Origin of the sequence: Pseudomonas sp. PDM14 (assembly GCF_014851905.1) — a bacterium.
In the GTDB taxonomy this organism is placed as follows: domain Bacteria; phylum Pseudomonadota; class Gammaproteobacteria; order Pseudomonadales; family Pseudomonadaceae; genus Aquipseudomonas.
Genome location: NZ_JACVAQ010000001.1, coordinates 2,276,781 through 2,289,296 on the forward strand (window position 1 = coordinate 2,276,781; position 12,516 = coordinate 2,289,296).

Annotated in this window: 6 protein-coding genes; 3 read left to right on the forward strand and 3 right to left on the reverse strand. The window is 69.6% G+C overall.

Annotated features, from left to right (window positions below; translation table 11 throughout):
• Positions 1-56 precede the first annotated feature (56 nt).
• From IB229_RS10730 to IB229_RS10740, 3 genes are all read right to left on the reverse strand, one after another.
• A complete protein-coding gene (locus IB229_RS10730) occupies positions 57-359 on the reverse strand; it encodes a hypothetical protein (protein ID WP_192328203.1) in 303 nt (100 codons plus the stop codon).
• 111 nt (positions 360-470) lie between these two features.
• Positions 471-2,186, reverse strand: coding sequence for a Na/Pi cotransporter family protein (locus IB229_RS10735; RefSeq protein ID WP_192328206.1), 1,716 nt, complete (start codon positions 2,184-2,186; stop codon positions 471-473).
• An 80-nt stretch (positions 2,187-2,266) separates the two neighbouring features.
• Entirely contained in the window at positions 2,267-3,391 is a 1,125-nt protein-coding gene (locus tag IB229_RS10740; RefSeq protein ID WP_192328209.1) for a PilT/PilU family type 4a pilus ATPase, read from the reverse strand.
• A 136-nt stretch (positions 3,392-3,527) separates the two neighbouring features.
• Between IB229_RS10740 and recC the strand changes: the two genes are divergently transcribed.
• From recC to recD, 3 genes are all read left to right on the forward strand, one after another.
• Complete coding sequence (gene recC / locus IB229_RS10745; protein ID WP_192328212.1) at positions 3,528-6,815, forward strand: exodeoxyribonuclease V subunit gamma; 3,288 nt, start codon at positions 3,528-3,530, stop codon at positions 6,813-6,815.
• Complete coding sequence (gene recB / locus IB229_RS10750) at positions 6,812-10,372, forward strand: exodeoxyribonuclease V subunit beta (protein ID WP_192328215.1); 3,561 nt, start codon at positions 6,812-6,814, stop codon at positions 10,370-10,372. Before recC ends, recB begins: the two co-directional genes overlap by 4 nt.
• Positions 10,373-10,457: 85 nt before the next feature.
• Positions 10,458-12,290 (forward strand): exodeoxyribonuclease V subunit alpha, encoded by a 1,833-nt coding sequence (recD, locus tag IB229_RS10755; protein WP_192328218.1) that lies wholly within the window; start codon positions 10,458-10,460, stop codon positions 12,288-12,290.
• The last annotated feature ends 226 nt before the right edge of the window (positions 12,291-12,516 follow it).

A 12,516-nucleotide genomic window follows, 5' to 3' on the forward strand; every position in this document is an offset into this window, starting at 1 on the left:
GGCAAAGCCGGTCTCCGCCGGTGGGCGGAACCTTGGTTGTGATGGGGTCTTCTACGCTATTCGGGCTGTGCCGACAATTCTTCCAATAGCTGTTGCAGGCGCCGGCGCAACATGCCCAGTTCTCGTGAGCGAAAGGCATGGCGGGTGCGCTCCAGGGTCGCGACGGCATCGCACAGCACCGCCTGCACCTGGCCGCTGGGGCCCAGTGCCGAGGGTTTCAGCCAGCGACACAGCGGCGCGTGGCGGCACTGCGCGGCTTCCTCGAGGATGGCGTCCTCACCCAGTTCGGCGCCCAGCGTCTCGCGCAGGCGACAGGCGAGACGGGGGTCGGTGCAGATGATGACGGGGCTGGTGGGCATTGGCTGGCTGCGGTGGGAAAGGTGATCCCATGGTGGCGATAAGCCGGTACGTGGCCATTGATCCGGGTCAAGCCGCCGGTGAGTGCGCCCGGTCATTCATCGGCAAGCCGCTCAGTCCGCGGCCTGGCGCCCGCTGAGCGGATAATTGACGGCGGTTTCGTGACGCTCTTGCGCTGGGTTCTCCGGCGCCGTTTCGGGGCCGACGGCGAGGGCGCCGGTGTCCTGGTTTTCCAGCACTGCGTAGGCGCTGCTGCAGAACAGCGAGTTGAGGCGTTTCATGTCGGCGATCAGCTCCAGGTGCAGCGAGCTGGTCTCGAGGCTCTGCACCACCTGGCGACTGAGGCGGTTGACGTGGGCGTGGGCCAGCTTGCGTTCGCGCAGGCGGAAGCGGCGCTTCTCGCGCAGCAGCTGCTGGGCGCTGGTGCGGTCGCCGCTGAGGAACACGTTGAGGCCCAGGCGCAGGTTGGCGGTGAGGTCGGTGTGCAGCTCGGTCAGCTCGTCCAGGCCGCTGTCGGAGAACGCCTGCAGGCGTGGACGCTTGTGGCTGTTGAGCTTGCCGACCATCTGCTCGATGAGGTCGCCGGCGTGCTCCAGGTTCACCGCCAGCTCGATGATCTCCGCCCAGCGCCGGTTGTCCTGCTCGCCGAGGTCATCACGCGGCATGCGCGCCAGGTACAACTTGACCGCGTTGTACAGCGCATCGACATCGTCATCCAGGCGTCGCACCTGGCGCCCGGCTTCGCTGGAGCCGCTGCGCAGCACCTCGAGCTGGCGGCCGAGCATCTGTTCGATCAGGTCGCCGATGCGCAGCGTTTCGCGCACCGCGTTGGCCAGCGCCAGGCTGGGCGTATCCAGGGCGGTCTGATCGAGGTGGCGCGGCTTGGCCACGCCATCGTCGCTGGCGCGCTCGGGCAGCAGCAGGCTGCACAGGCGCGCCATCAGGCCCACGGTGGGCAACAGCAGCACGCAGCGCAGGCTGTTGTAGGCCAGGTGGAAACCGATCACCAGGGTTGCCGGGGCGAATGGCAGGGTGCTCATCCAGGCCACCAGCGGGCCGCTCACCGGCACGATCAGCAGCAGGCCGAGCAGCTTGTAGAGCAGGCTGCCGAGGGCCACGCGGCGCCCGGCCGGCGACTGCATGCTGCTGTTGATCAGCGCCAGCACGCCGCTGCCGATGTTGGCGCCGATGACCAGACCGATGGCCACCGGCAGGCCGATCACCTCGGTGCCGACCAGGGTCGCGGTGAGCAGCACGGCGGCCAGGCTGGAGTAGCTGAGCAGGGCGAACAGCGCTCCGACCAGGGCATCCAGCAGCAGGTCGCCGGTGAGCGAGGCGAACAGCACTTCGATGCCGTTGGCCCGGACGATCGGGTGTGCGGCTTCGACGATCAGTTGCAGCGCCAGGATGATCAGGCCCAGGCCGATGGCCACGCGACCGACCTGGCCGAGGCGGCTCTGCTTGCGTGAGAGGAACAGCAGCACGCCGCTGAAGATTAGCAGCGGCGACAGCCACGACAGGTCCAGGGTCAGCACCCGCGCCATCAGCGCCGTGCCGACATCCGCGCCGAGCATGATCGCCAGCGCCGGCGGCAGCGCCATCAGGCCCTGGGCGACGAAGGAGGTGGCGAGCAGGGCGGTGGCGTTGCTGCTCTGCACCAGCGCCGTGACACCGATGCCGGCGCCGAAGGCGGCGAAGCGGTTGTCCATGTTGTGGCTGAGGATGTGCCGCAGCTGGGTGCCGTACACCCGCAGGATGCCGGTGCGCACGATGTGCGTGCCCCAGACCAGCAGGGCGATGGCGGACAGCAGATTGAGCAGGGTGAGCATAAGCGCGGGTTCCTGGAGCGACCCTGATTGTGAACGCTCCATTACAGCTTTGTTCGCCTTGTCGGGTTGCGCCAGTGCGATCAGCTGTCGCGCAGTACCTTCATCTCCGCGTCGTCTGCGGAAAAGCCGCGCTCGAGCTTGAAGCGCAGGCTCAGGTCGGTGCGCGAGTCGGCGTGCTTGAGCGCTTCGGTGAGGTCGATGCGGCCTTCTTCGAGGAGCGTGAACAGGTGCTGGTCGAAGGTCTGCAGGCCCTGCTCAAGGGCGCGTGCGGTGGCTTCGCGCAGCTCGTCGAGCTGGTCACGCTGGATCAGGTCGCGGATGTACGGCGTGCCCAGCATCAGCTCGATGGCGGCGACGCGCTTCTGTGTCTTGCCCGGCACCAGGCGCTGGCCGACCACTGCCTTGAGGTTGTGCGCCAGGTCGGCGAGCACCTGCTTGCGCGCCTCGTCGGGGAAGAAACGCACGATGCGCTGGATGGCGTGGCTGCTGCTGGTGGCGTGCAGGGTGGCGACGCACAGGTGGCCGGTCTCGGCGTAGTGCAGGGCGTGCAGCATGGTCGCGGCGTCGCGGATCTCGCCGAGCATGATCACGTCCGGCGCCTCGCGCAGCACGTTGCGCAGGGCGTCGGCGAAGCTGTGGGTGTCGAGGCCGACCTCGCGCTGGTCGACGATCGACTGCTTGTGCGGGTGGAGGAATTCGATCGGGTCTTCGATGCAGACGATGTGCCCGCTGCGGTGCTGGTTGCGGTAGTCGAGCAGCGCCGCCAGGGTGGTCGACTTGCCGGAGCCGGCGGCGCCGGTGACGAGGATCAGGCCGCGGTCCTGCAGTGCCAGCTTCTCCATGATCTTCGGCAGACCGAGGCTGGCGAAATCGGGAATGTGGCTCTTGATCAGGCGCACCACCATCGACACTTCGCCGCGCTGGTAATACACGTTGACCCGGTAGCGCCCGGCGTTCTGCAGGCTCACCGCGAGGTTCATCTCCAGGTCGCGCTCGAACTCGGCGATCTGCTTCTGCGTCATCAGCTGGTAGGCCAGCTGCTGGCCGTCACCGGCCTTGAGCGCGTACTGGCCGACCGGGTGGCTGTGGCCCTCGATCTTCATGTGCGGCGGTGCGCCGACGCTGAAGAACATGTCCGAGGCGCCGCGCTGATGCATCAGTTGCAGGTAGGGGAATACATCCGCCGGGTCGTTGTGCTCGCTCATTGCGCCGTTCCATCGCCTGCTCATCGAAGGGCCAAGGATAGCCCCAGGCTTCCTGCGCTGACGAGCGCGACGCCGGTTGTCGCGAGGCGGCATCAGGCTGGTAACCTAGCGACCTCGACAGGATTCCCGGCCCCCCATGCTCAACCTCTTCCACGCCCCCGACCTGGAAACCCTCGGCGCCCTGGCCACGCGTCTGCTCGCCCAGCCGCAGCGCGACCCGTTCGCGCCGGCGCGGGTGGTAGTACCGAGCCAGGGCATCGGCCGCTGGCTGACACTGCAGTTGGCGCGCGAGCAGGGCATCGCCATGCAGCTGGAGGTGCAGCTGCCGTCGGCGTTCGTCTGGGACCTCTCGCGCCAGGTGCTTGGCCAGTTGCCGGAGCAATCGGCCTTCACCCCGGTGACGCTGACCTGGCGCCTCTACGACTGGCTGTGCGAGCCGGCCAACCTGCAGCGCGCCGAGCGCCTGCAGCGTTACCTGGAAGGTGGCGACGAACGCCGGCGGCTGTCCCTGGCGGCGAAGATCGCCGACGTGTTTGACCAGTACCTGCTCTATCGCGATGACTGGCTGGCGGCCTGGGAGCGCGGCGAGCTGTGCGACCTCGGCGCCGACGAAGCCTGGCAGGCCCTGCTCTGGCGCGAGCTGACCGCCGACGGCCACCCGCACCGCGCGCGCTTGCTCGACGACCTGCTGCAACGCTTGTACGACGCCACGCCCATCGCCGGCCTGCCCGAGCGCCTGCTGGTGTTCGGCATCAGCTCGCTGCCGCCGCACCACCTGCGCGTGCTCGACGGCCTGGCGCGGCACACCGAGGTGGTGGTGTTCGCCCTCAACCCGTGCCGCGAAGCCTGGGGCGAGATCCGCGACATCCGCGAACTGGCCAGGCAACCGGAGCTGAGCCCGGACGAGTGGTATCTCGACGTCGGCCATCCGCTGCTGGCCAGCCTCGGCAAGCAGGGTCGCGACTTCTTCGACAGCCTGTTCAGCCTGGCCTCGGCCGAGGGTGGGCAGGAAACCGGGCTGTATTCGGAAGACGCCGACCTGCTCGACGACAGCCTGCTGCACGCCCTGCAGCACGACATTCTGCGCCTGCGCACCCGCCAGCCTGACGAGCGCATCACCCTGCGCGCGGACGACCGCTCGCTGGAGCTGCACGTCGCCCACTCGCCACTGCGCGAAGTGGAAATCCTGCATGACCAGCTGCTCGCGCGCTTCGCCGCCGACCCCAGTCTGAGCCCCGATCAGGTGGTGGTGCTGACCCCGGATATCGAACGCTACGCGCCGTACATCGAGGCGGTGTTCTCCTCGCGCACCGGTGCTTCGCGGCAGACCGCCCCGCGCATCCCGTTCAGCCTCGCCGACCGCAGCCTGCGCGCCGAACTGCCGCTGCTGGAAGCCTTTCTCGACCTGCTCGCCCTGGCGGAAAGCCGTTTCGCCGCGGAAGAAGTGCTGGCCTGGCTGGAGCAACCGGCCATCGCCCGCCGCGCCGGCATCGAGGCCGAAGACCTGCCGCTGCTGCGCGACTGGCTGCGCGACGCCGGCGTGCGCTGGGGCCGCGATGGCGAGCACCGCCGCGCCCTCGGCCTGCCCGATGACAATGCCTTCACCTGGGCCCAGGGCCTGGATCGCCTGCTGCTCGGGTTTGCCGCGCCGCCGCAACTGGCCGGTGAAGCGATCCCGCTGCTCGGTGACAGCCTGCCGCTGGACGCCCTGGAAGGCGCACGCGGGCAACTGCTCGGGCGCCTCTGTGCTTTCGTCGGCAAGCTCGCCGGCCTGGCCGAAAGCCTGCAGCGCGCGCGCCCGCTGGCTGACTGGGCGCTCGACCTGCAAGGGCTGATCGACAACCTGTTCGACGAGCGTGAAGCCGGCGACACCCTGCTGTTGCTCAGCCAGGCCTGCGCCGCGCTGGCGCGCCAGGCCGCGGACGCCGGCATTAGCCGCCCGCTGGAACTGGCCCTGGTGCGCCAGCAGCTCGGCACCGCGCTGGAGGCCGGTGGCGGTGCCTCGGGTTTTCTCACCGGCGCGGTGACCTTCTGCACCATGGTGCCGATGCGCAGCCTGCCGTTCCGCCAGGTCTGCCTGCTCGGCCTCGACGACGGCGCGCTGCCACGGCGCACGCCGGTGGCCGGCTTCGACCTGATCGGCAAGAAGCCGCGCCGCGGTGATCGTGCGCGGCGCCTGGACGACCGCTACCTGCTGCTGGAAACCCTGCTCTCGGCGCGCGACGGCCTGTACCTCAGCTACGTTGGCCGCGACCCGCGCGACAACGCCGTGCTGCCGCCCTCGGTGCTGGTCAGCGAACTGCTCGAAGCCGTCGACAGCACCAGCGTCGCGCTGAGTGGCAAAGCCAGCACCGCCATCACCGTCGCCCACCCGCTGCAACCCTTCGCCCCCGGCAACTTTCAGCAAACCGGGCAGCAGCTGGGCTTCTCCGGTTCCTGGTTCCGCGCCGCCCAGCGCCTGGCCGAGGCGCCGCTGTTGAGCCCGCCGCCCTTCCTCGTCCAGCTGCCGGAACCGGGCGAAGAGTGGTTGACCATCGAGCCGTCGCAGCTGCTGCACTGCTTCCGCCACCCCGCGCGTTTTCTTCTCGAACAACGCCTGGGGTTGCGCCTGGCCGACGAGGAAGAAGCGATTGCCAGCGACGAGCCGTTCAGCCTCGAAGGCCCGGCCCGTCGTGGCCTGCGCAACCTGGCGCTGCAGGCGGTGGAGCGCGACTGGAGCGAGCAGCAGGAACGCCGTATCGCCCGCGCTGCCGGTTGGCTGCCGCCCGGCGAACTCGGCCACGCCCTGTGGGGCAAGCTGCGTGGCCCGGTGCGTGCCTTTGCTCCACGGCTGTTCGAAGCGCGCCCGGCAGATGCACCGCAGCCGCTGCTAGTCGATGTCACCCAGGCAGGCGTGCGGGTGCATGGCTGGCTGGACGGCGTGACCGCCAGCGGCCTGTTCGACTGGCGCCTCAATGCTCCCGGCGCCTGGGATTTGCCCGGCTTCTGGCTGCGCCACCTGCTGCTGAACATCGCCGCCGACGCGGACATCGCCCGCCACAGCCTGCTGATTTCCCCGGCCGGCGACTGGCAACTCGGCCCGCTGGGCAATCCGCGCGACTTGCTCGAACCCTGGCTGGCCGCCTACCGCGAAGCGCTCAGCGCGCCGCTGCCGTTCCTCACCCGCAGCAGCCACGACTTCGCCAAGGCGCTGGTCACCCCCAGCGCGCGCAGCAAGAAAGAACCCATCGACGCCGCCCGTGGCGCAGCGCTGGGCGCCTGGCTCGGTGCCGACTTCAGCCCGATTCCCGGCGAGGCGCTGGATGCCTGGTACGCCCTGGCCTTCCGTGACCGCGAGCCGCTCGGCGAACGCTTCGAACAACTCGCCGAACAGCTGCTCGGCCCGGCGCTGCTGGCCCTGGCCGCCGACGAGGAGGACGCATGAGCCTCGACCTGCAGACCTCATCCTTCACCGGCCGCTCGCTGATCGAGGCGAGCGCCGGCACCGGCAAGACCTGGACCCTGACCGCGCTGTACGCGCGCCTGCTGCTGGAGCAGCAACTCAGCGTCAGCCAGATCCTCGTGGTCACCTACACCACTGCCGCCACCGCCGAGCTGCGCGAGCGCATTCGCGCGCGCCTGGCCGAACTGCTCGCGGTCTACGAAGGCACGCCGAGCAAGGATGGCTTCCTCACCGAACTGCACCGTCGCCATCCCGGCGAAGACGCGCGTCGGCGCCTGCTGCTGGCCGTGCATGGCTTCGACGAGGCGGCGATCTTCACCATCCACGGCTTCTGCCAGCGCGCCCTGCAGGACTCGGCCTTCGAGGCCGGCGGCGACTTCGACAGCGAGCTGACCCAGGACGACCGCGAGGTGCTCGACGCCCTGCTCGGCGATGCCTGGCGTCACGTGCTGGCCGAGGCCGACCCGGCCTGGGCGCGCTACCTGGCCAAGCAGAAAATCACCCCGGCGCTGTTGCGCCAGCGCCTGCGCAGCCACCTGGGCAAGCCGTACCTGCGCATCGAGCCGCGCGAGCAGGCCAGCGGTGACGAGCTGAATGCCGCCAGTCGCGCCTGGGAGCGTGCCGAGCAGCTATGGCGCGAGCAGGGTGCGGCGTTCGTCGAGCAGCTGCGCGGCCATGACGGGCTCAGCCAGAGCACCCACAAGGCGGCCAAGTTCCAGCTGTGGGCTGCCGGCCTGGACGCCTACTTCGCCGACCCGGCTGCGCTGTTCGAAGTGCCGGATGGCCTGGGCAAGTTCGGCGCCGCCGCGCTGCACAAGGCCACCAAGAAAGGCTTCGACGCGCCGCAAAGCGCCATCGCCGAAGCCTTCGACGGGCTCAGCGAAGCGCTCGGCGCTGCGGTGCCGGCCGGGCGGCAGAAGCTCATCGCCCTGCAGGTGCAGCTGCTCGACCAGCTCAACGCCGAGCTGCCGGCGCGCAAGGCGGCGCAGCGCCTGCTGGCCTTCGACGATTTGCTCAACCGCCTCAACGAGGCGCTGCACGGCCCGGCCGGCGATGACCTGGCAACGACCCTGCGTACGCAATACCCGCTGGCGCTGATCGACGAATTCCAGGACACCGATCCGGTGCAGTACCGGATCTTCGACCGCATCTACCCGGTTGTTCCGGGCACTGCAGGTGGTGACCTGTGTTTTGTCGGCGACCCCAAACAGGCGATCTACGCCTTCCGCGGCGCCGACCTGGCGACCTACCTCACCGCTCGCGATGCCGCCGCGCGTTGCTACGACCTGCCGTTCAACTACCGTTCCACGCCGCAACTGATCGACGCGCTGAACCGCCTGTTCGACCGCCCGCAACCGTTTGCCGAAATCGGCCTGGACTATCCGCGGGTGAGCGCCGGCGACAAGCCCCGTGCGCAGCTTGTGCTACCGGACGATATAGACGCAGCGCCGCTGGCACTGGTCTGGCTTGGCGACGAGGGCTTCAACAAGGGCCGCGCCGGTGAGATCGCCGCCATCGACACCGCCCAGCGCATCGCCGGCCTGCTCGCCGCCAGCGCCGAGGGCACGGCTTATTTCGCCGACGATGGCCAGCGCACACCGCTGCGTGGCGGCGATATCGCGGTGCTGGTCGCCAGCCACCGTGAGGCCGCCAGCGTCGCCGGCGAACTGGCCACACGCGGCGTGCCCAGCGTGCGCCGTGGCCGCGACAGCGTGTGGCACAGCGAGGAAGCCGGCGAGCTGGCGGCGGTACTCGCCGCCTATGCCGAGCCGGGCCGCGAGGGCGTGCTGCGCTACGCCCTGGCCAGCCGCTTGCTCGGCCGTGATGCCGCGCAACTGGCGCGCTGCCAGGACGACGAACGTGCCTGGGACAAGGAGCGCGCCGACGCCGAGCAGTACCACCAGCTGTGGCAGCAGCACGGCTTTATGCGCGTCTTTAGAGCGTGGTTGGATCAGGAGCAGGTGGCCGAGCGCCTGCTGGCCGGCATCGACGGTGAGCGTCGGCTGACCAACCTGCTGCACCTGGCCGAACTGCTGCAGACCGAGTGCCTGCAGCGCCCCGGCCTGGAAGCGCTGCTCGCCTGGTTCAACGGCCAGCGGGGCAGCGAGGGCGCGGGAGAGGATGCGCAGCTGCGCCTGGAAAGCGATGCCGAGCGTGTGCAGATCGTCACCATCCACACCTCCAAGGGCCTCGAATACCCCTTGGTGTTCTGCCCATTCCTGTGGGACGGCCGCTTGCTCGGCCAGCACACCGACAGCGCCCGTTGCCACGATGAACACGGCCAGCCGTTGCTCGACCTGGGTAGCGCCCAGCTCGATGAGCACCTGGAAACGGCGCGGCGTGAAGTATTCGCCGAGAAGCTGCGCCTGACCTACGTGGCTCTGACCCGCGCGCGCGACCGCCTGTGGCTGCACTGGGGCCCGGTGGCCGTGCCCAAGCCGAATCAGAAGACCGCTGCCCTGCCCGATGAAGGCCTGCACAGCAGTGCCCTGGCCTGGCTGCTACACGGTCGCCACTTGCTCGGCGAGGACGCTCTCGCCGAGTTGGCCGCGTACCTCAACGAGAAGCCTGGCGTCGCTCTCGGTGCCGAGCTGGACCGTTTGGCCGAGAGCAGCGAGGGCATGATCGCCCGCATCGCGCTGCTCAATCGCGAGGCCAGTGCCGGCGGCGAACAGCGCGCCCAGGCACCGGCCGCGCTGCAGCCGTTCCAGCGCAGCCTGCACAGCGCCTGGCGCATCGGCAGCTTCTCCGGCCTGTCCGCCGGCATGCACATGGAGGCACCGGACCGCGACGCCCTGGCGCTGCCCGCCGCCAGCGAACCGGGCGCCGGTTTCTTTGCCTTCCCCCGTGGTGCGCGCGCCGGTACCTGCCTGCACGCCATCCTCGAAGACTGGGCGCGGGACAAGGCGCCGCTGGCCGAACTGGTCGCCCCGGCGCTGACCGCCCACGGCATCGATGCCGAGCTGTGGAGCGCGGTTGCCGGGCAGCAGTTGCAGCAGGTGCTGGACACCGACCTCGATGGCAGCGGCCTGACCCTGGCCAGCCTGCAACGCGGGCGGCGCCTGCCCGAGCTGGGCTTCACCTTCCCGGTAAAGAACCTCGATGTACAGCGCCTGCGCGTACTCCTGGCCGACCCCGCCATGGGCCTGGCCGAGCCGCTGCGCCTGGCCGCCGAGCGCCTGGAGTTCGACAGCCTGGAGGGCTTCCTCAAGGGCTTCATCGACCTCACTTTCGAGCACGATGGGCGCTGGTACATCCTCGACTACAAGTCCAACTGGCTCGGCCCGGACGCCAGCCACTACGGCGGCGAACGCCTGCTGCAGGCCCTGGCCGGCGAGCACTATTACCTGCAGTACCTGATCTACCTGGTGGCGCTGCGGCGTTTCCTGCGTCAGCGCCTGGCCGACTTCAGCAATGATCAGCTCGGCGGCGCCTACTACCTGTTCCTGCGCGGCATGCCGCAAGCCGGCGTGTACTTCGCCCGGCCCAGTGACGAACTGCTGGATGCCCTCGACCGACTGTTCGCGGAGGGCCAGTGATGCGCCGTTTCGCAGGGTGCGCCGTGTGCACCGTGATCGGCTCGGGCCCAGTCGGTGCGCACGGCGCACCCTACGGGAGTTGCCGATGAATCTTGCCGATCTGCCCCTCGGCCCACTGGAGCGGGCGCTGGTCGACAGCCTGCGCCGTCTCGATCCGGCGGCACCGGAGGCCGTGCTGGCCGCCGCCGCGCTGTGCACTGAAACCCTGGCCGGTGGCGATGTGTGCCTGCCGCTAGCGCGTTACGCCGGTCGCCGACCCTGGGCGGAATTCGCCTTTATCTTGCCGAGCCTGGCCGACTGGCGCACGCAGTTGCAGGCCAGCGCCCTGGTCGGCGTGCCGGGTGATTTCGCCCCGCTGATCCTCGACGGCCAGCGCCTGTATCTGGCCCGCTACCACGCCTACGAAACCCAGCTCGCCGCACAGTTGCTGCAGCGCGCGGCGGACGTGCCGGCGGTCGATGAAGCGGCGCTGGGTGAAAGCCTGACGCGGCTGTTCGCCTTCAACAGCAACACGCCGGACTGGCAGCGCCTGGCTGCGGCGCAGGCGGTGCGGCGGCGCCTGGCGGTGATCTCCGGCGGCCCTGGCACCGGCAAGACCACCACCGTGGTGCGCCTGCTCGCGGCACTCCTTGAGCAGTCGGGCGGTGCCAACCTGGCCATCGGCCTGGCCGCGCCCACCGGCAAGGCGGCGGCGCGCATGGCCGAGGCGATCCGCAACGCCAAGGCGGCGCTGCCGGTCAGCGAGGCGATCAAGGCGGCCCTGCCTGAGGAAGCGCGCACCCTGCACCGCCTGCTCGGCAGCCGCGGCGACACGCCCAAGGTGCGTCACGACGCGGCGCGGCCATTGGCGCTGGACGTGCTGGTGGTCGACGAAGCCTCGATGGTCGACCTGGCGCTGATGGCCAAACTGGTCGACGCGCTGCCGCCGCACGCGCGGCTGATCCTGCTCGGTGACAAGGACCAGCTGGCTGCCGTGGAAGCCGGCGCGGTGTTCGCCGAACTCTGCGAAGGCCGCGGTTTTGACGCCGTGGCGGTGGCCGATCTGCAGCGCATCACCGGCCAGGTCGTACCGGTCGAGCCGCCGCGCTCGCGGCTTGGTGACGCCGTGGTGCTGCTCACCCACAGCCACCGCTTCGCCGGCGACAGCGGCATCGGCGAACTGGCGCGGCGGATCAATGGCGGCGATGCAGCGGGTACGTTGAACCTGCTGCGCGAGCGCCGCGCCGACCTGCACTGGCAGGACCAGCCGACGTCGGCCGCGCTGCTGGAGCGCCTCGACCAGGGCTACCGGCCCTACCTGCAGGCCGCGCGTAACGGTGATCCGGTCCAGGCCTTCGCCGCCTTCAACGCTTTTCGCGCGCTCACCGCACAGCGTGAAGGGCCGTGGGGTGTGAGCGGCATCAACGAGGCGCTGGAGGCGCGGATCAAGCGACGCCTGAGCTTGCCCGAGCGCGAGCGCTGGTACCCCGGCCGTGCGGTGATGGTGCGGCAGAACGACTATGCGCTGGGCCTGTTTAACGGCGACATCGGCCTGTGCCTGCACGGCGAACACGGCCTACGCGTCTATTTCGAGGGTGAAGACGGCTACCGCGCTTTCGCCCCGGCACGCCTGCCCAGCCACGACAGCGCCTTCGCCATGACCGTGCACAAGAGCCAGGGCTCGGAATTCAGCGAAGTGCTGCTGGCGCTGCCCGACCTGCCCAGCCCGCTGCTGACCCGCGCACTGCTCTACACCGGCATCACCCGCGCCAAGCAGCAGGTGGAAATCTGGGCCCTGCCGGCACGCCTGAGCGAGGCGGTGAACAGCAAGGCCGAGCGCGCGGCGGGGTTGGCCGAGCGCCTGGGTGTAACGCCTGTGGCGCCGGCCAGCGTCACGCCTTCCGCGGCTAACCTGGGTAATCAGCTCGACCTCTTCTGACGCTTTACACACGTAGGGTGCGCCGTGCGCACCACAAACCATGTGCGGGCTTCTGGTGCGCACGGCGCACCCTACGGGAGGCAATCGCAAGGTGATCTATCGCCAACGCCGTGGCTAAACTCGCCCGTCGCGGTTGCATCTGCCGGCCTGCTCGCGAAGAATGCGCCAAGCCCTGCCGGCCCTGGCCGCCGGCTCAGGATGGACCGTACATACCGCAAGGAGTCGC